Source organism: Chryseobacterium sp. G0162, from assembly GCF_003815715.1.
Lineage (GTDB): Bacteria > Bacteroidota > Bacteroidia > Flavobacteriales > Weeksellaceae > Chryseobacterium.
On the sequence record NZ_CP033922.1, the window covers coordinates 791,798 to 811,655 of the forward strand.

14 protein-coding genes are annotated in these 19,858 nt (G+C 36.5%); 5 read left to right on the plus strand and 9 right to left on the minus strand.

Translation table 11 applies throughout. The features are described 5' to 3' along the window. Position 1 precedes the first annotated feature (1 nt). Both EG344_RS03760 and EG344_RS03765 read left to right on the plus strand, forming a co-directional pair. Entirely contained in the window at positions 2 to 1,159 is a 1,158-nt protein-coding gene (locus EG344_RS03760) for an HlyD family secretion protein (RefSeq protein ID WP_123908381.1), read from the plus strand. Position 1,160: 1 nt separating this feature from the next. Further along, positions 1,161 to 2,561: a TolC family protein gene (locus EG344_RS03765; protein ID WP_123908382.1), complete on the plus strand. Its 1,401-nt coding sequence runs from the start codon at positions 1,161 to 1,163 to the stop codon at positions 2,559 to 2,561. Between the two features lie 65 nt (positions 2,562 to 2,626). Here the strand turns inward: EG344_RS03765 and EG344_RS03770 are convergent, their stop codons facing one another. The 6 genes from EG344_RS03770 to EG344_RS03795 form a co-directional block, all read right to left on the minus strand. Next, on the minus strand, positions 2,627 to 3,115 hold the full coding sequence (locus EG344_RS03770; RefSeq protein ID WP_123908383.1) for a YeeE/YedE family protein: 489 nt from the start codon (positions 3,113 to 3,115) through the stop codon (positions 2,627 to 2,629). Between the two features lie 24 nt (positions 3,116 to 3,139). Beyond that, positions 3,140 to 3,703, minus strand: coding sequence for a YeeE/YedE family protein (locus EG344_RS03775; RefSeq protein WP_123908384.1), 564 nt, complete (start codon positions 3,701 to 3,703; stop codon positions 3,140 to 3,142). Between the two features lie 15 nt (positions 3,704 to 3,718). Then, on the minus strand, positions 3,719 to 5,131 hold the full coding sequence (locus EG344_RS03780; RefSeq protein WP_123908385.1) for an MBL fold metallo-hydrolase: 1,413 nt from the start codon (positions 5,129 to 5,131) through the stop codon (positions 3,719 to 3,721). A gap of 85 nt (positions 5,132 to 5,216) precedes the next feature. Next, positions 5,217 to 6,011 carry a sulfite exporter TauE/SafE family protein gene (locus tag EG344_RS03785; RefSeq protein ID WP_123908386.1) on the minus strand — a complete coding sequence of 265 codons (795 nt, stop codon included), beginning with the start codon at positions 6,009 to 6,011 and terminating at the stop codon, positions 5,217 to 5,219. 156 nt (positions 6,012 to 6,167) lie between these two features. Further along, positions 6,168 to 6,794 carry a Crp/Fnr family transcriptional regulator gene (locus tag EG344_RS03790; RefSeq protein ID WP_123908387.1) on the minus strand — a complete coding sequence of 209 codons (627 nt, stop codon included), beginning with the start codon at positions 6,792 to 6,794 and terminating at the stop codon, positions 6,168 to 6,170. A gap of 19 nt (positions 6,795 to 6,813) precedes the next feature. Then, positions 6,814 to 9,078: a family 20 glycosylhydrolase gene (locus EG344_RS03795; RefSeq protein WP_123908388.1), complete on the minus strand. Its 2,265-nt coding sequence runs from the start codon at positions 9,076 to 9,078 to the stop codon at positions 6,814 to 6,816. Positions 9,079 to 9,387: 309 nt separating this feature from the next. Between EG344_RS03795 and EG344_RS03800 the strand changes: the two genes are divergently transcribed. Beyond that, positions 9,388 to 10,227, plus strand: a complete 840-nt coding sequence (locus EG344_RS03800) for a DUF4197 domain-containing protein (protein ID WP_185145587.1) — start codon at positions 9,388 to 9,390, stop codon at positions 10,225 to 10,227. A gap of 468 nt (positions 10,228 to 10,695) precedes the next feature. On the opposite strand, the gene EG344_RS03805 is transcribed toward EG344_RS03800, so the two are convergent. Next, entirely contained in the window at positions 10,696 to 11,349 is a 654-nt protein-coding gene (locus EG344_RS03805) for a CoA transferase subunit B (protein ID WP_045494942.1), read from the minus strand. Positions 11,350 to 11,599: 250 nt separating this feature from the next. Between EG344_RS03805 and EG344_RS03810 the strand changes: the two genes are divergently transcribed. Continuing rightward, positions 11,600 to 13,402 (plus strand): ABC transporter ATP-binding protein, encoded by a 1,803-nt coding sequence (locus EG344_RS03810; RefSeq protein ID WP_123908389.1) that lies wholly within the window; start codon positions 11,600 to 11,602, stop codon positions 13,400 to 13,402. A 497-nt stretch (positions 13,403 to 13,899) separates the two neighbouring features. Here EG344_RS03810 and EG344_RS03815 read toward each other — a convergent pair whose 3' ends face one another. After that, positions 13,900 to 14,601 (minus strand): CoA transferase subunit A, encoded by a 702-nt coding sequence (locus EG344_RS03815; protein WP_123908390.1) that lies wholly within the window; start codon positions 14,599 to 14,601, stop codon positions 13,900 to 13,902. Between the two features lie 376 nt (positions 14,602 to 14,977). On the opposite strand from EG344_RS03815, the gene EG344_RS03820 reads away from it, so the two are divergent. Next, on the plus strand, positions 14,978 to 16,513 hold the full coding sequence (locus tag EG344_RS03820) for a membrane-binding protein (protein WP_123908391.1): 1,536 nt from the start codon (positions 14,978 to 14,980) through the stop codon (positions 16,511 to 16,513). Positions 16,514 to 16,878: 365 nt separating this feature from the next. Here the strand turns inward: EG344_RS03820 and EG344_RS03825 are convergent, their stop codons facing one another. Further along, on the minus strand, positions 16,879 to 19,626 hold the full coding sequence (locus tag EG344_RS03825; RefSeq protein WP_123908392.1) for a fibronectin type III domain-containing protein: 2,748 nt from the start codon (positions 19,624 to 19,626) through the stop codon (positions 16,879 to 16,881). Positions 19,627 to 19,858: the final 232 nt, after the last annotated feature.

The window sequence follows — 19,858 nt, forward strand, 5'->3', positions numbered from 1 at the left end:
CATGCTAGAATTACTCATTGCGATATATGCCGGAATCTGCTGGCTTCTCATTAAAAAGTTAAAATTAATTCCCTGGACATTTACCACTCAGGTTGTGGTATACTCTCTTCCCATTTTTGGATCTATCGCTTTAATATTAAGCCTCAACTACTATTGTCCCATTACTTCTGACGTGAAGGTCGGGAACAGAAGTGTTGATATTACTACTCAGGTGCTGGGAAAGGTAAAAAAGGTATACGTAAAAACCAATCAGGAAGTAAAGAAAGGGGATACTTTATTTGTATTAGACAGAGAGCCCTATGTACAGGAAATTAAATCGCTGGAAGCGAAACTCAGCAATATGAAAGCTACCGTGAGCTCTTACAATACAGATATTTCTGCTTCCCAAAAAAATATTGCAGGATTACAATCACAGTTGGATTTAGCTAATAAGAGAGTGAATCAATATAAGGAACTTGTGGATGCAGGCGCTGCTAACAGATTTGATCTGGAACAGGCAATAACCAACGTAAATGATCTTCAGTCGCGAATCAGTGCAGCTCAAGCACAACAACAATCTTTGGAAACAAAATCTAATGCTTCTTACAATGGAGAAAACTCTTCAGTATCTGAGATTCAGGCAAAACTGGATCAGGCAAAATGGAATCTGTCTCAAACTGTTGTTTTAGCTCCTACAGATGGAACCATCCCGAATGTTCAGCTTAATGAAGGAGCAATTATGGCTCCATTTAAATCTGCTTTTGTTTTGATCCAGAAACAACAATCTGTTATCGGATTCTTTGCACAGAATGAACTTGAAGCGGTAAAAAACGGTGATGAAGTAGAGCTGGCTCTTAAAACGGAACCGGGAAAGGTGGTTAAAGCCAAACTAGAATACGTTATTGATGCTACCAGCCAGGGAATTATGAATAATGCCGGAGGAATGCTGGGTGGAAATGGCTCTACTGCAGGTCTTCCTGATACTGCCAGACAACTGCCGGAAACAGACGGAAAACTCATTGCCAAATTTATACTGGAAGACCATCAAAAACAATTGACTGTGGGTGCCAGAGGAACTGCGGTGATCTATTCGGACCATATCAAACCTTTACATCTTATCCGAAAAGTAATGGTACGAATCAACAGTAAAATCAACTTCCTGATCCTTAAACTTCACTAATATGTATAAAAGATTAATGATACTGGGAATGCTTTCTTTGGGACTTAGTTCATGCATTGGCTACAAAGAACCTACCAAAGAAAATATTGCCCAGTTGAAGAAAAATAGTGAAATAGCGTCTCCTATTACGATTCCGGATGACTGGATTTTTGACCGAAATGCCAACATAAGATCACTTTCTTATGACTGGATTACAGATCTTAAGACTCCTCAGCTGGAAACTTTTATCAATGAAGGAATGCAATATAATGCTGACATCATCATTGCTAAAGAAAAGCTCAATCAGATTGAGCTGGCAATGGAAATTGCGGGAAGTAATCTTTATCCAAGTGTGAGTGCTGTAGCTAATACCTCTAATAATCTGGTGAGCGAAAGTCAGATCCGCCGTCTTGCATTGAAGGCCAATTGGGAAATTGATTTATGGGGTAAAAATAAATCTGCGCAAATGGCCAGTACGAGTGATTATTTCTCTGCCAAACATCAGAATACACTCCTATACCAGTCAATTGCTGCCATGATTGCCAAAGCATATTATCTTAATATTGCAGGGAATATTCAGGAGAATAAGATTGAAGGTTATATTCAGAAAACCAAAGAACTTGAAAAGCTGTATACTATTCAGAAGAAAGTAGGAACAGCCAATGCGTTGGATCTATCTAATATTGCTGCCGAAATTATTTCTTTGGAAGGATATCTTGAAAAAATCAGAAATGCCAACACACAGTCCAGAAGATCTCTTGAGCTTTTAACCGGAAAATATCCTGAAGGAAAACTGGAAACACAGAATTTTTTCATTCCTGTACAGAACAACATTCCTTCGACTTTTCCATTAGAGCTTTTGGAAAACAGATCTGATATTCAGGCTTATCATTTTCAGATAGAAAAATCTTTTTACGAAGTACAGCAGGCTAAAGCAGCAAGGCTTCCTTCTCTTAATATAAATACTTCTTTAGGAACCGCGGGAAGTAATGTAGAAGCGATCAACTCTTTATTCTCGAACCCATTATTAAGAGTGGGTGGTGGATTGGTCTCTCCTATTTTCAATAATGGAAAACTTAAAAAGAATGTAGAAATAAAAACTTCTCAGCAAAAACAGATTGTTGAAGAGTATTCAAAAGCAGTTCTAAATGCGTTAAACGAAGTGGAATCATCATTAGCCAATCTGAACTCTATTGAAAAACAAAGTGATTTCAGCCGAAAAGCCATCAATGAGCTGAACACTAATATAAACCTTACCCAAAAGCAAATTAAGGTAGGAACCAATAACAGTTTTATCCTGATCCGGAAACAACGGGATCTTCTTAAAAATGAAATGAACCTCATCAATCTTGAGCTTCAGGACAAAATGGAACGCATCAACCTTTATATGGCTCTGGGTGCCAAGAACTTCATATTTTCATAATTTTATACTCAATAAAGACTGTTGAAATATTATCACCAGTCTTTATTCATTTTATTCCTTTAGCTTTAATGGGGAAGTTTATCTCTGAAATACCCATACACCCAGGTTCCGGCAACAGCACTTAAAAGAGTAACAGATACTGCCAAGGCTCCTGTTCCGATCTGGGCAAAAAGCGGCCCTGGGCAAGCTCCGGTAATCGCCCAGCCAAAACCAAAGATCAATCCTCCATAAATCTGACCTTTATTGAATTTTTTAGAGGTAAATGTAATGGGTTCTCCGTACATTGTTTTGATATTGAATCTCTTAATCAGCCACACTGAAAGCATTCCCACTAAAACAGCACTTCCAATAATTCCATACATATGAAATGATTGCAGGCGGAACATTTCCTGAATTCTGAACCAACTGATGACTTCAGCCTTCACGAAAATAATTCCAAATATAATTCCCGCTGCCAAATATTTTAAGTGGTAATACCACGGATGCTTTAATGTACTTTCATTGACGCAAAGAGTATCCTGATGACTCATATTTTGCTCTTGTTCTTTTATCATTGATTTGATTCTTAAAAATTAAACTTACAGGGCTAGGATTATTGGTAAAATAAGATTGGCCATTAAAAATCCACCAATCATAAAGCAAATAGTCGCTACCAAAGAGGGCCATTGCAGATTGGAAAGTCCCATAATAGCATGACCACTGGTACATCCACCGGCATATCGGGTTCCAAAACCTACTAGAAATCCTCCTATTACCATCATGATGAATCCTCTTAGGGTCAAAAGACTTTCAAAATTCATTAACTGAGACGGGACAAGATTGGTATAATCTGTAATTCCGTAGCGTGCTAATTCAGTTTTCAGACCGGGATTAACACTCATTTCAGATGGATTCATTAAAAAATTATTTGCAATCATTCCTCCGAAGAATATTCCTAGTACAAAAAACAGGTTCCAGGCTTCTTTTTTCCAGTCATATTTAAAAAAGTTGACGTTAGCCGGTATACAAGCTGCACAAATATGCCTTAATGAGGAACTGATCCCAAAGGATTTATTACCCATTATCAGTAAGGCAGGAACGGTAAGCCCAATTAACGGGCCTGCAATATACCATGGCCACGGCTCTTTTATAATCTCCAACATATCTATTGTATTATTTTATTTTAAAACTTTAGTTTGACACAAAAAATCACTTTTGGAAACTTCAGTAGCAGCAATCGCTTTAAAGCCCCCTTCAATTTCTGTAAAATTTCTATATCCTCTAGCCTGAAGGATACTGGCTGCCATCATGCTTCTATATCCTCCGGCACAATGCAGATAGAAATGCTCCTCTGGCCGAACCTCATTAATCCATTCATTAATATACATCAAAGGTTTGCTGTAAGCTTCATTCACATGTTCGGCTGCATATTCACTTTCTTTCCTTACATCAATAATTTTTACTTCTTTGCCTTCAATTTCTTTTTCAAACTCTTCAGCAGAAATACGGTTCACAGTATCAGTTTCTTTTCCATGATTCTTCCATGCTTCAAAGCCGCCTTGTAAAAAGCCCAGAACATGATCAAACCCCACCCTGCTTAATCTGGTTACAGCTTCTTCTTCATCTCCCTGTTTTGTTACTAACAGAATAGGTTGATTTACATCTGCAATCAATGCCCCTACCCATGGAGCAAAATCACCATCTAATCCTATATTGACAGATTGCGGGATAAATCCTTTAGAAAATTCACCATTGTTTCTCACATCCAGTATCAAAGCCCCGGAAGCTTCGGCTACTTCTTCAAACCTTTGAGTGGTAAGAGCTTTTAATCCTTTCGACAAAACTTCATCAAAGCTATGGGATCCTTTTTTATTCATCATAACATTCATTCCAAAATAAGCTGGTGGCGGGAAGAGCCCGTCTGTTACCGCCTGAATAAAACTTTCTCTATCGATCTGATTAAGCGCATAATTTGTTTCTTTTTGGTTCCCTAATGTATCAACAGTTTCCTTCTGCATATTCTTACCACATGCCGAACCTGCCCCATGAGCCGGATAGACCGTAATATTATCATTTAAAGGTAATATTTTATGGTATAAACTATCATACAGTAGCCCTGCCAGTTCTTGCGGTGTCCTATTTGCTGCTTTTTGGGCAAGATCGGGACGGCCTACATCACCTAGAAAAAGGGTATCTCCACTGAAAAGAGCTTTCTCATTTCCTTGTTCATCAATCAACAGATAGCAAGAGCTCTCCAAGGTATGTCCTGGAGTATGAATCACTTTGATCTTAACATCTCCAACTTCAAATACCTGATTGTCTTCGGCAATAATAGCCTCAAATTCGGGATTTGCAGTAGGCCCATAGACAATTGGAGCATTTGTTTTATTGCTTAAATCAATATGTCCACTAACGAAATCAGCGTGAAAATGGGTTTCAAAAATATATTTTAACTGTACCTCATCTTTTTCTAATCTTTCTACATAAGGCTGGGTTTCGCGTAAAGGATCGATAATGGCAGCTTCTCCGGCTGAAGTAATATAATAAGCTCCCTGCGCCAAACATCCTGTATACATTTGTTCTATTTTCATCTTATTTATTTTAGATTTTGTTTTCAGATACAAATTTCCTGGTTTCTATTCTCCTCTACAGCTACTTTTGTTACATAAGAAAGGTTTAAAGAAATATTTCCCTGGTGATTATATAAACACCCATTACCAGAATAAACCATCCAAAAGCAGGTTTTAATTTTTTTCCATCAACATTTTTTGAAATTTGTGAGCCAATGATAATTCCAACAATAGCAATACCTGCGATGGAAACAAGGAAATCCCATTCTATTTTTGCGTTATTCATGGATGAAAAAAATCCTATCAAAGAATTTAGAGAAATAATAACCAATGAAGTTCCTATTGCTGTTTTCACGGGAACTTTCAGTAGATTCACCAATGCCGGAATAATCATAAATCCTCCTCCTGCACCTAGCAGTCCGGTTAAAATACCGACTAACATTCCTTCGCCGGCAGCCAGCAAAGCTTTATTTTTATTCAATTCATTATCATCCATTTCTCCGGAAGCCTGATTCTTAATCATTTTATAAGAAGCCAGAATCATCAAAACGGCAAAAATTAACAGTAGAAAAATGTTTTTGGTTAGTCTCCAATCTTTTATACTGAGAAGTTCTTCCGGAATTAGAGGAAGAAGATAAATTCTGGTTAAAAAAATGGAAATAACAGAAGGAATTCCAAATATCAAAGCTACTCTAAAGTTGACCAGCCCTTTTTTAAAATACGTGATTGAACCTACCGCACTACTCACTCCCACAATAAAAAGAGAGTATTCTGTAGCCAGTAAGGCATCGATTCCGAAAAGATATACTAGTACAGGAACGGTCAGAATACTTCCGCCTCCACCAATTAAACCTAAAGAGACACCGATTAAAACAGATGCCGCATACCCTATAATTTCCATTTGCTCCAATATTCTGATGCAAAAATGGAGTTGTTTGGGGAGAACTACAGTTACTTTTGTTACATAACAGAATTTTGAATACAGATACCGTTAATATTTATCTGTTTGTTCTAAACACACAAGTTTATTTTTATAACACTTTTGTGCTTTTTGTAGTTATACAAGAAGGGTAATTTTGTTTCTTCCCAGCTTTAGTCTTCCGTCATCTTCAAGTTGTTTCAGAAGTCTTGATACTACTACTCTGGCAGTTCCCAATTCGTTGGCAAGCTGTTCATGGGTAATTACAATCCTATCAGAACCTGTAAGCTCAGATTTTTTCCGGAGAAGATTCAACAGTCTTTCATCTACTTTTTTAAAGGCAATGGCATTGATAATATCGAGTAATTCTTCGAACCGTTTATGATAAAGCCTGAAAATATAATCCAGCCATTCCGGATGTTCTTTAATGAATGATGAAACTTTATCTACAGGAAGGAAAAGGATTTCGGCTTCTTCTTCTATCTCTGCTTTTACAATGCTTTTTTCATTATGCATTCCGCCCAGGAAAGACATGATACAGCTCTCGCCTGCTTTGATATAATATAGCAGAATTTCACGTCCATCTTCTTCCGTCCGGATCACTTTCAGCATTCCTTTCATCACTATGGGAATAGAACGTACAGATGCATTTTCGTCTAAAATAATGTCTCCTTCACGGTAGTTTTTGGTAATGCCATACTGGTATAGTTTTTCTACCAGATCAGGTGAAGAGGAGAATTCAGAAGAAAGTATGTTATCTTGCATTTTGTTATATTGAATAGGGCTAATTTACGCCAATTTCATCAACAAACAGCCACGCTTTTGAATCAGCCCCAGGATTTCCGGCTGGAATAATGCCTGCATTTTCAATAATCACTTTCAGGTATCTCGCCTGTTGTTTTCCGAAATTCAATTGTATCTTTCCTTTGGCATTTTGAATTTCCTCCTTTCCTATTTCTTTGATGATTTTAAAATCTTTATTGTTATCAGAAACAAAAATTTTAGCAGACTTTGCAAGATGAATCCAGCTTCCTTTGTTTTCCAGTGTATTAAAATAGATTTCTGAAAAATCGGTTTTCTGCCCGAAATCAATGGTGGCTACTACATCTTTTCCCTGGAAACCCAGCCATGTTTTACCTAATTGTTTTACATTTCCGATAATTCCGTCTAACAGAGTAAAAGCTCCACCGAATGAGTAATTTTCACTAGGCTGCTGCTCAAGGGTAATTGATTTACCTGTTGATTTTGACACCGTAAATGGTTGTGAAGAAACAGCACTTTTCAATTGTCCGTCTTCAAAATAAGCAGATTTTACAGTCAAAGAGTTGGGTATGGAAACAGGACCTTCATAGACTTTAGAATGTATTGTTGGAATACTTCCGTCCAATGTATATCTGATACCGTTTGGATTTTGTGAAGTAGAAAGTTCGTAGGCAATCCCGTTGTTTGATGGAATTACTTTTCCTGAAATATTATAAATACTTTTAGCATAATTAATATTCATGTTGTCCAGAATTTTGAAATGGCTGATGACTCTGTTTTCAAAGTTTTTATAATTTTTGGGGTCTGAAGTTCCCCATCCCACTTCAGAAAGCGCCATCAACCTTGGAAAAATCATGTACTGCACCTGTTTGAAATCCAGAATATATTCTGTCCACAAATTAGCCTGAACCCCTAAAATATATTGAGACTGTTCAGCATTTAACTCAGCAGGAATCGGGTTATATGAATACACTTTATCCAATGGTGTAAATCCACCGAATGCATTAGGTTCAGACTGTGGATCTCCCTGATAATGGTCAAAATAACAGTATGCTCCCGGTGTCATCACAGCAAAATGTTTTGATTTTGCAGCCTCAATTCCTCCATGTACACCTGTCCAGCTCATTACCGCTGCATTAGGAGCCAATCCACCTTCCAGTATTTCATCCCAACCTATAATTTTTCGTCCTTTACTGTTGATGTATTTTTCAATTCTCTGAATGAAATAACTTTGCAATCCATGCTCATCCTTTAAATTATTCTTTTTGATTAATTCCTGGCAATGGGCACATTCTTTCCATCTTGTTTTAGGACATTCATCTCCTCCGATATGAATATACTGAGATGGAAACAACTTGATAACCTCATCTAACACGTTTTCGAGAAACTTAAATGTTTCGTCTTTAGGGCAGAAAACATCATCAAAGACGCCCCATTTTGTAGCAGCTTCAAAAGGTCCTTTGGTACAGGCTAATTCCGGATATGCTGATAAGGCAGCTAAAGCATGACCAGGCATTTCAATCTCCGGAACTACTGTTATATGTCTTTCCTGAGCATATTTCACCACATCTTTGATCTGTTCCTGAGTATAAAAATAGGGACCATAAGGCTTTCCATCAAATGTATTATCCACATAAGCTCCAATCATTGATTCTTTACGTTTGGAACCAACCTGTGTAAGTTTTGGGTATTTTTTGATTTCAATTCTCCATCCTTGGTCATCGGTTAAATGCCAGTGAAAAGTATTCAGCTTATACATTGCCAGATAGTCAATGTATTGTTTTACCTCATCTACTGTAAAGAAGTGACGGCAGACATCAAGATGCATTCCACGCCATGCAAATTTTGGTTGATCCTCTATTTTCATAGCAGGAATTTTTCCTACTTCTTTATATTGTTCAATGATTTGAATGATAGTCTGAAGTGCCAGGAAATAGCCTTGATCTGTATAGGCCTGAATGGCAAAGCCTCTGGGTGAAACTTCAATGGCATATTTTTCTTTTTCCTGCTCAGGAGTTAAAGGAACCAACGATGGCGGAAACAATACCCTTACCAAATTAGCTCCATCTTTTTTTCCATAACCAAAAGTGAAAAGCTTTGCAAAGTGTTTTTTGAAGTATTCCGTTTCCGGTTTTGGAGTATTGTCTTCAAATTTAAAAGTTTTAGGAATGATGAATTCTCCTTTTAAAAATTCAATTTTCTGAGGGTAAGGAATAACATTCAATTTATTTTGAGCAAATAGCAGGTTTGAAATCAACACAAAAAATACTAAAAAGGTTCGGACCATTGGATGGGGTTAAAGTTTTAGCTAATATACTTATTTTTCAAAACTTTCAAATGGTTCACATTCTATATTTTAGCCCTAAAAACCGGGATTTAACTGCCTGAAAAATGATAAAAACTAACTTAAAAAACCTATTGTCCCCGTAAATAACTCAATTAATACACAATAATTATTTAACTTTCTATAAATTTAAAAATCAAACATTTACATTAATAAAAACCTCTTTTTTTTAATCAAAAAAAATTGTGGTTTATTTTTTGATAAGCTTACGTCACTTAAAAGATTAAACATCTAAATTTGTAAAAAAATACAATGAGAAAAAGCATTTTTATAGCAGCTGGATTATTCCTTTCAATTTCTACACAGGCACAACTTCTTGATATTCTAAAATCAACAGTTAAAGACAAAACAGGAATTGATATCAATAATCCACAGGCTCCCAAAGGTTCCACAACCGCTACAACGACAAATACGAACACCACTACCACGATTCCCACTTCTACTTCAACTAAAACATCTCCTCTTAATGTTGGAAATCTTACTTCAACACAGATTTCTTCCGGATTAAAGGAAGCTTTAAGTATCGGAGTCACAGATGGGGTAAAGAAACTGGCATTAACAGACGGTTTTCTGAAAAATGAGGCGGTAAAAATCTTAATGCCTGAAAAATTAAGAAAGGTGGATGCAACGCTGCGTTCTGTAGGTCTAGGCAGTCTGGCGGATGAAGGGGTAAAGTTATTAAACAGAGCAGCTGAAGATGCTGTAACAGAAGCGGCACCTATTTTTACGAATGCCATTACTTCTATGACCATTACAGATGCTAAAAATATTTTGTTAGGAAGTAATAATGCCGCAACAAGTTACTTACAAGGCAAAACCCAATCTCAGTTATTTACCGCTTTCCAACCGAAAGTAAAAGCTTCTTTAGGAAAAGTGGGTGCTGATGCAGTTTGGAAGAATTTGATTTCAAAATACAACACCTTTACAGGACAAGCTGTAACCACTGATCTTAACGAATATGTGACCACAGAAACCATCAATGGAGTATTCAAAATGGTTGCGGATAAGGAAAGCGGAATCAGAAATACACCAGCTATGAGAACTACAAGCATTTTGCAGAAGGTTTTCGGAGCGCAGGATGCTAACAGATAGAGAAGGTAACTCTAAATACTAAAAAGGTTGTTTCTTTTGTGAAACAACCTTTTTTATGCTTTAATTTCTTTTGTCTTGAAACAAAAGAAACAAAAATTCAAGACTTGGATTTCTACGCTAAAAATAAATTCTGTTCTCTAAAAATTTTCTTAACGTTCACAGAAATTATTTTTTTAACGCTCCAAGCTCCTATGTCAGTTAAAAAACAAGCTTATGTGAAACCTATGTGGTTTAATTTTTTCACCACATAGTCACATAGAATTAAGTTTATTCGTGCGTTCGTGACGATTAAAAATCTGCGTAATCTCCAAAATCTGCGAGATAAAAATGTAGTTTTAAGAGATTCTTCATTCCGCATTGCTTCATTCAGAATGACAGAAAAATTCCTGATTCAAATTCTCTTTTATTTCTGGAATATTATGGAAATTGAAATAAAAAACCTTGCGGTGGGCAAGGTTTGTATTGTATTTAGAATTGCATTTCAGGAATTTCACCTTCAATGATAAGGTCTGCTTCTGTTGCTTTGATAATATCTTCTACTGAAACGCCCGGGGCTCTCTCCAGCAGTTTGAACCCTTTTGGAGTCACTTCCAATACGGCTAATTCAGTCACTACTTTTTTCACACAGTTTACACCTGTCAAAGGAAGTGTACATTTTTTAAGGATCTTACTTTCTCCAGCTTTATTTACGTGCATCATGGCAACGATAATATTTTCAGCAGAAGCTACTAAATCCATTGCTCCTCCCATTCCTTTTACCATTTTTCCCGGAATCTTCCAGTTGGCAATATCTCCGTTCTCTGAAACTTCCATCGCTCCAAGGATGGTAAGATCTACTTTCTGACCGCGGATCATCCCAAAACTAAAGGCAGAATCGAAGAATGAACCTCCTTCTAAAATAGTAATGGTTTGTTTTCCGGCATTGATGATATCTGCATCTTCTTCTCCTTCAAAGGGGAAAGGCCCCATCCCAAGAACTCCGTTTTCACTCTGGAATTCTACGGAAATACCCTCCGGAACATAGTTGGCAACCAAAGTCGGAATTCCGATTCCCAGGTTTACATAATAACGATCTCTCAGTTCTTTTGAAATTCTTTTGGCAATTTGTTCTTTTGTAAGCATAATTAAAACTTAGACTGCAATTTAATTATTTTCAACCGAATACAAAAGGGATTTCTGTGGATAAGGAGGCTGGAAGTTGAAAGAAGGAAGCTGAAGGTTAATTTGAGCCAGAAAAGAAATACAGTTACTTATATATTTTATGCCTTCCGGCATCCAGTTTCAAATCTTCCTCAACAACAGATGTTTGTCATTAATAATTAACATCGTTAGTAAAAATAATATCATTAATTTTGTATCCTTATTTAACAGAATGAAAATACTTTTAAGATACCTTAAACCTTATCAATGGCTGATTGTTATTTCTTTGCTTCTGGCAACCATTAACCAGGTTTTCTCTTTATTTGCTCCTGCAATTACAGGGAATATACTGGACCAGTTGGTCACTCATCCTAATTTTTTCGACAAGGAAAAACTTTTACCCAGAAATATAGATGAATACCTTTATGGGAATTCAGTGTATCATGGTGCTTTCTACTTTTTAGGTTTACTTATCGGAACTGCCATGGTAAGTAGAATTGCTAAGGCTTTTCAGGATTATGTAGTGAGTGTCATTACTCAGAAATTTGGGGCTAAGATCTTTACAGATGGTCTAAAACATTCAATGGCATTGCCTTATCAGGAGTTTGAAGACCAAAGAAGTGGTGAAACCTTATCAATTTTAACTAAAGTAAGAGAGGATTCTGTCAAGTTTATCACCAATTTCATCAATATTTTCTTTGGGATTTTAGTAAGTATTATTTTCGTTTCGGTGTATGCTATCCGTCTGCACTGGTCGATCATGCCGGTGTACATTTGTGGAATTTTTCTGATTGCTTTCATTACTAATTTATTGAGTAAGAGAATAAAAGGCATTCAAAAAAATATTGTTTCAGAGACGACAGCATTAGCCGGGAGTACTACAGAAAGTCTTAGAAATATAGAAATTGTTAAGAGTTTAGGGTTGACAAATCAGGAAGTTATCCGTTTGAATAACAATACGTATAAGATTTTAGGACTTGAACTGAGAAAGGTAAAAAGCATCCGTTCTTTGAGTTTTATTCAGGGAACAATGGTTAATTTTCTTCAACAGATGATTACCCTGACGCTTTTGTATCTGATCTTTAAAAATATTGTGACTCCGGGGCAATACCTTTCGCTGATGTTTTATGGGTTCTTTATTTTTGGCCCTATGCAAGAGATAGGAAACATCATTATCTCTTACAGGGAGGCAGAGGCTTCTCTTCAGAATTTCGATCGTTTAATGAAAAAAGATGTGGAAGAAAAACCACTTCATCCCAAGCAGATTGGTGCTATTGAAGAACTGGAATTCAAACATGTCTCTTTCAAACATCAGTCGGCTCAATATAAAGCATTGAATAATATTTCTTTTGATGTTAAAAATGGAGAAACGATTGCTTTTGTGGGCCCAAGCGGATCAGGAAAAAGTACATTGGTAAAACTACTAGTTGGTCTTTACAGGCCACAGGAAGGGAATATTTTTTACAATGAGATTAATGGAAAGGAATTTGATTTTGATGAACTGAGAAATCAGATTGGCTTTGTCACTCAGGATACCCAGCTTTTCGCTGGAACCATCAAAGAAAACCTTCTCTTCGTGAATCCCCATGCTACAGAACAGGAACTTGCCATTGCTTTACAGAAATCGAGCTGTACTGCCTTGTTAGAAAGAGCTGAGAAAGGAATAGAAACCGTTATTGGTGAAGGTGGATTGAAACTGAGTGGTGGTGAAAAACAAAGAATTGCTATTGCGAGAGCCCTTTTAAGAAAACCTCATTTATTGATTTTCGATGAAGCCACTTCCGCTTTGGACAGTATTACTGAGGAAGAAATTACTTCTACCATAAAAGATATTTCAGAGGAAAGAGAACAAATTACGGTTCTGATTGCCCACCGATTGAGTACCATTATGCATGCAGACAAAATCTATGTCCTGGAACGTGGACAAATTGTAGAAACCGGTTCTCACGATCATCTGATTGCTGAAAAAGGTCTTTATTATGCGATGTGGAGACAACAGATTGGAGAAAGGAAAACAACTGTTCCACAATCTTAGAAATAAATGAGTAAAGATGGTGATAAAGTCGCTGATTAAGCTGTATTATATTTTGCCAAGAATGCACGAATAAAAAAGAATTCGTGCATTCGTGGCGTTTAAAAATCTGCGGGATCTGTGAGATCTGCGAGAAACTTTTATCTTGAGATTCTTCATTCCACATCGCTTCATCCAGAATGACAGAGAACAAAATTATGTCTTATTAGTCATTAAAATTGTGAGAATAAGCTTAAACGCAAAGTTCTAATGATTCTCCTGCTTTATTTTAAGGAAGCAAAAGAGAAGCGACAAGTCGCCTATGAAGCTGGATGTATATTCACACGCTTAAAAAAAGAGATTCTTCATTCCGTGTTTGAACTACGTTCGCAGACCTTCAGCCTATATTCAGAATGACAGCACAACAAAAAGACACTAAAAAAAGTTAAGTTTACTCAATAAAGAAAGCGCTGAAAATACATTCAGCGCCTTTTATATTGTCAATCGTATCTCTTCAGAAATTATTCTTTAGCTCTAACGGTTCTTTGTTCAATTCTCTTTTCAAATTTTTCTCCCTGAAAAATTCTCTGAATCATAATACCCGGAATATGAATCTCATTAGGATCTAATTCTCCCGGTTCTACTAATTCTTCTACCTCAGCAATGGTAATTTTTCCAGCACCAGCCATCGGATGGTTGAAGTTTCTGGCAGATCCTTTGAAAATAAGGTTTCCTGCGTAATCTCCTTTCCATGCTTTTACAATAGAGAAATCTGCATCAAAAGCATGTTCTAAAATATGTGGTTTTCCTTTGAATTCTTTTACTTCTTTTCCTTCCGCTACTTCAGTTCCATAACCTGCAGGAGTATAGAAAGCAGGAATTCCGGCCTGTGCTGCTCTGCATTTTTCTGCTAAAGTTCCCTGTGGAGTAAGTTCAACCTCCAGCTCTCCTGAAAGCATTTGTCTTTCAAATTCAGCATTTTCCCCAACATAAGAAGAGATCATTTTCTTGATTTGTCTTTTATGAAGCAATAATCCCAGCCCAAAGTCATCTACCCCGGCATTGTTTGAAATGCAGGTAAGATCTTTCACATTACTTTCCACTAAGGCATTAATTGAATTTTCAGGAATTCCGCAAAGTCCAAATCCGCCCAGCATCAGTGTCATTCCATCTTTAATTCCTTCGATGGCCTCCTTTGCATTTTTTACTCTTTTATCTATCATGAAATATTAGATTTTTCTGTTGGCTAAATTTAATAAAAAATATCGTATCTGCGATGATTGGAAAAAGTTCCTAATCCCTATCCCATCCTGACTAGCCATTTTTTGTATTAAAAATATAATTATCAAACATTTACAGCCAAAAGTGAACAAATCGGTTCATTTTTTTTATATATCTCGTAAAATTGATTTATATTTGGGGTTTTAAATTCAAAAAAACATCACACTTTTAATCTTCGGATATAAACACAATATTAGTATAAAAATTATTTCTGACAGTGTAGCCGCTGTCTCTCCAATGCTTTTACCTCTTACTTTCTTCGTATTGGTACACAAAAGTAAATCATCACAACCCTAAAATCAGAACTTAATATAAAACATGAAAAAACTATTTACGTCAGCGTTGCTTGCATTAGTACTCAGCATCAACGTATATGCGCAAGAAAAAACTTATTTCGATGAAAACTGGGAAAAGACAACTCAGGAAAAAATGGAGTATTACCGTGAAACGTCTCCTAAAGGAAAACTTACTCTAATTAAAGACTTTTATAAAAACGGAACACTTCAAATGGAAGGTCTGGCTTCTGATATCACTCCAAGCAACGAAGTTTTTGATGGTAAAGTAACCTGGTACACTCCCGAAGGAAAAGTAATGAGTGTGGTGAACTATTCTAAAGGGAAACAGCTTGGAGCTTCTCAGAATTATGATGCTAAAGGGAAATTAATTGAAGACCTGGTTTATAAGGCTGATGGTACTTTTTCAGGAAAATCATTCAGCTATAAAGATCCGGAAAATGAGTATTATTATAATACCCTTACAGTCTATGAGAACTCTACTCCTACCCAAACAATTATTTATGATGAGGATATCAAAGGAATCAGAACCGAAAGTATTATAGGTAAAGACGGCAGATACGAAAATAAATACTATGGTGAAAAAGGCAAATATATTGGCAGCGGTAACTCTGAATCCAATAGTGAAAGTACCCAGGTAGACTATTATTATAATCCGATGAGGGTTTCTAAAATCGAAAAGTATAAAAGCGACGGAAGCATCAAAGAAGGAATAATTTATGGTAAAAACGGAAAAGTTCTACAGGAGCAGAAAAGAGGTAAAAAAGATGGCTCTAAAACAACCTATGATGAATCCGGAAAGAAAATAGCCGATCTTACTTATCAATATGAAAAAGAGAATGATACCTACAAACCTATGGATGGTGAAGATTATCAGTTCGCCTATGATTACAGCCATATCTCAACCGTAGATATTTATAAAGGAGGTTTACAGGTTCTTAATAAAGAATTTAATGAAGATGGAAAACTTACTACAGAAAAAATCCTAAAAGAGGGCTCAACCCAGGAGATTAAATATTATGCTCCGGATGGAAAGCTAAAATCTACATTAACGTATAAGGATGATATGCCTTACAATGGTATTGCCCACGAAGGTCTTACCGAAATGCAGTATAAAGATGGTGTTCTGGTAAATACAAGAAATTATACGGATGAGAATAAGCTGAAGTTTGAAAAGAAACTAAACGCTAAGCAAACCGCTTATGATGCAACAGTATATGACAATAAAGGAACTATTTTATATACTTATAACCAACCTGTAAATGAAGAAGAGTATGACTACAGCTTCACGGCTCAGATTGTACAATATGTAAAAGGTAAACCTGCCAACAAGTCTTCTGTAAAAGGAGGTATTCTTCAAAGCGGAAAAATCAGAATAAAAGACTATTATGGAGCAAAGGAGCTTGAACGTAATGGAAAATGGATTTTATTAAAGGTTTATAATGCAGACGGAAAACTTGTTCAGGATTCTAAAATCCTGGCCGACACCGGTGATAATTACTTGTCTAGTGATAGCAATACTGTCATTCAGGAAGATCAATTGTACAGTGTTGTTGATTAATCAACAGATCATTTGAATATAGAGCAGTTTCAGTTTTTGGAACTGCTTTTTTATTTTGTTCTCGCAGATCACTCAGATTTCGCAGATGATGTAGCCTTGTCAAGGTTTAAAACCTTGACAAGGCTCACACCTAAAGTTTTTATTGAGAATGGAATATTTTAATTCTTTAGCAAACACATAGATTTCGCAGATGTCTATGAGGATTTGAATCATTAAGAAAATGAAATTTTAAGGTAAGTGAAACTTCATTTAAGAGGTGTCTTAATAGGGAGATGTAAGATTCTAAATCTGTGGGAAATTTAATACAACACAAAACAGGCTGTCATTTTTTGACAGCCTGTATACTTCATGGTTATGTTATGTCGTTACTGAATAATCAGTTTTAAAGTAAATAGTTTTCTTGCGTGAACTTTTACAAAATACACTCCTTTTGGAAGGTTTTCATTCACTAAAGAGAAGCGCTGATTATGAATATTCTTTGATTCATACAGTAATTCTCCTGCTGCTGATACCAGCTCAATTTTATCAATGGGATAATCACTTTTGATGAAGGTTGGCTCACCCGGTTTTGTAGGGTTTGGATACAGGATTACATTTTTCTCTGTACTTTTTGCCTCCTCTACTCCTAAAGATCCTGAACTTACCTGAAACTGTACCCTGTTTGAAACTTCCGTATAAGAATCGTTGGTAAACATCACCATATAATAATTTCCAGGTGTGGCTGGCACGCCGTTCACACTTCCTGTAATTGCTTTGGTTCCCTGTGTTACCCCATCAAAATACGTATAAGAAACAAAATTATCATCCGGTGTCTGAATATTCTGAGGATAGATTCCTAACCAGTCTTTAATAATTCCCGGAGAATCCGTCCAGGAAGCTGTAATATTTTCACCTAATGAATACACAGGCTTGTTGATCCACAACTCGGTAACGATATCTCCTACTTTAAAGAATACTTTTTCTCCAATTCCATTGTATCCGTCTTCCAATAAGTACTGAGCATAATAATATCCTTTTGGAAGCCCTGTAAAATTAAGGGTTCCCGATGCTGTGGTTACATAACTCCATTTTATTGAGGTTGTCGTTCCCGGAGTCTGTCCCATTTTATAAATTCCGATCCAGTCTTTCTGAAGACTTGGAGCATTTGTAAAATTGATCGTTACTGTTCCCCCTACCGGATACGTATCTGCTGTAGCCTGTAATTGAACTTTCGGACCTACATAGAAGCTTTTTCTTGCAGTAATATCTGTGTAACCGTTATTGGCAAAAAAGCCTGCAAAATATTGACCTTTATTAGGTAAACCATTATTGAAAGTAGCCGTTCCAGCTGTTTGCCCATTGGTGTAAACATAGGTCTGTGAAGTTGTAGATCCTCCTGGTGTCTGGCCTTTTTTATAGATTCCCACCCAATCCTGCTGATTTCCAGGGCCACCGGTGAAAGTAGCAACAATAGGTTCATTTTGGGAATATTCCGTTTTATCTAAAGTGAAGGTAGGATTCGAAACCACACTTCCTGTAATTTCAAACTGTTTCACCTCGCTCCAGTCGCTCCACTCCAGATTTCTGTCTCTGTAACGGGTTTTCACATAATAAATTCCGTTCGGGATTGCATTCGCAGCTAAACTCACCTTTGTAATATCTACTCCTTCATTTAAATTCTTGGCTTTATCCGGATTTCCGTTTCCATCTTTTCCGAACCAGTTTTCAAAATCACGATAGAATTCCTTTTCAATTACAGAAAAATCTGCTGCTTTACTAATTAAGAACTGGGTTGTATTCAAAAGTTCTCCATTGGATGATGAAAAGGCACTTCCATTCAAGGTTAAAGGCAATGTAATTGGCCCTGAGAAGGTATTTGTAACAGAAGGTTTTGCCGGCTTTGGCTGATTTTTATACCTGTGGAATGAATCTACCAGTACATTATTTTTCTTGGTATATTTTCCACCAATAGAATAACATTCTACATCTACTTTGCCTGTTGGAATATCTACCTCAACGATCTGATAAGTCCAGTCTGTCAGTGTTTTCTGAACATCATCAAAATCCTGTTCATTAGACATTCCCCAATACTGATCCCAGGCTGTTCCTCCTGAAATAATCTGGTAATTCGGCGTGTTTTTCAACTGTCCTCTGTGGTATAAATGGTGGTGTGCCCCAACGTGCATCAGGTATTTATCAGATGTTACCAAAAGCGGAACGGCATTATTTCTTACCCATGTGGAAATATCACCTACATATTGCTCTGCCTGATAAGGTCTGTGGCTTAACGAGATGATCCAGTCTACTGTAGAATCATTGTTTGCTTCATTTAAAATCTGTTGCAGCCAAGTCTGTTGAGCAGATCCGGTATGTTCTGAACTTAAACTGATAAACAATACATTTCCTGCCTGCTGAGCGTAATAATTTTCGTTTCCTGAAGTAATCCCTTTATACTTAATCTCATCAATATAAAAATGGGCATAATAAGAATTCATTCCGAGAGTTCCGTAGGTTTCGTGGTTTCCTACAGTGGTCTGGATAGGCAGGTATGGTGATAGTTTAATATTCTTTTTGAAGTGAACATTCTCATAATGATCCAGTGTTCCCACATCCACCTGGTCTCCTACCATGAAAGTAAGAGCAATATTATCCGATGGATCAGAACCCGCTCCGAATTTTTCTTTTAATTTTTTAAAAGCATTCAAAGTAAGACTGTCGTATCTAGGTTCTGCTTTGATCTGGTTATCCCCCATAATCAGAAAACGGATCTTTCCATTGGCTGTTACCGGCTGTCCTGGTAAAGGAAGTGTTCTAAAATTGTATACCGCAGATTCATTACCTCCGGTTTTTATCTTATAATAGTACTTGGTATTCGGTTGAAGATTACCAATTTTTGCGGTGTGATAATAGTAATTATTGTTGTAGCCTGTATCTGAAAAAATATTAGTAGTACCGGTTACCGTTACATTCAGATTAGTTGGGGAATCCCCGTAGATCACGGTTGTTTCGTTATCGGAAGCGGTCTTCCAATTAACGATCATGGAATTCGGAGTCGGGTTTTGCAGATATGGGAACAAAACCTGTCCGAATGCCATTTGGGCCGCGAAACAAAAAAAGAAGAAATAATGTTTCATAATCGCTTAATTTTAAAATGACATATAGAGTTTTAATTTGTAAATCAATAATTTAAAAAAATCATTATGCTGATTTTTATTTCGGGCAAAAGTAGAAGTCCCATATAAACTCTGCCTGATGGAATCTTAAAGAATCTGTTAATTTTTTGATGAAACCGGAATGAAAAATTTATAGTTTTTACCACATTAAATATTTGGTATATTCAAAAACTATTTTGTACATTTGCAACCT

What these genes read in the sequence shown, in the direction of transcription:
- EG344_RS03795 (WP_123908388.1), bottom strand. Translation starts at nt 9,078, where the DNA reads ATGGTCCGAACCTTTTTAGTATTTTTTGTGTTGATTTCAAACCTGCTA.
- EG344_RS03800 (WP_185145587.1), top strand. Translation starts at nt 9,388, where the DNA reads ATGAGAAAAAGCATTTTTATAGCAGCTGGATTATTCCTTTCAATTTCT.
- EG344_RS03780 (WP_123908385.1), bottom strand. Translation starts at nt 5,131, where the DNA reads ATGAAAATAGAACAAATGTATACAGGATGTTTGGCGCAGGGAGCTTAT.
- EG344_RS03775 (WP_123908384.1), bottom strand. Translation starts at nt 3,703, where the DNA reads ATGTTGGAGATTATAAAAGAGCCGTGGCCATGGTATATTGCAGGCCCG.
- EG344_RS03805 (WP_045494942.1), bottom strand. Translation starts at nt 11,349, where the DNA reads ATGCTTACAAAAGAACAAATTGCCAAAAGAATTTCAAAAGAACTGAGA.
- EG344_RS03825 (WP_123908392.1), bottom strand. Translation starts at nt 19,626, where the DNA reads ATGAAACATTATTTCTTCTTTTTTTGTTTCGCGGCCCAAATGGCATTC.
- EG344_RS03785 (WP_123908386.1), bottom strand. Translation starts at nt 6,011, where the DNA reads ATGGAAATTATAGGGTATGCGGCATCTGTTTTAATCGGTGTCTCTTTA.
- EG344_RS03760 (WP_123908381.1), top strand. Translation starts at nt 2, where the DNA reads ATGCTAGAATTACTCATTGCGATATATGCCGGAATCTGCTGGCTTCTC.
- EG344_RS03820 (WP_123908391.1), top strand. Translation starts at nt 14,978, where the DNA reads ATGAAAAAACTATTTACGTCAGCGTTGCTTGCATTAGTACTCAGCATC.
- EG344_RS03765 (WP_123908382.1), top strand. Translation starts at nt 1,161, where the DNA reads ATGTATAAAAGATTAATGATACTGGGAATGCTTTCTTTGGGACTTAGT.
- EG344_RS03810 (WP_123908389.1), top strand. Translation starts at nt 11,600, where the DNA reads ATGAAAATACTTTTAAGATACCTTAAACCTTATCAATGGCTGATTGTT.
- EG344_RS03770 (WP_123908383.1), bottom strand. Translation starts at nt 3,115, where the DNA reads ATGATAAAAGAACAAGAGCAAAATATGAGTCATCAGGATACTCTTTGC.
- EG344_RS03815 (WP_123908390.1), bottom strand. Translation starts at nt 14,601, where the DNA reads ATGATAGATAAAAGAGTAAAAAATGCAAAGGAGGCCATCGAAGGAATT.
- EG344_RS03790 (WP_123908387.1), bottom strand. Translation starts at nt 6,794, where the DNA reads ATGCAAGATAACATACTTTCTTCTGAATTCTCCTCTTCACCTGATCTG.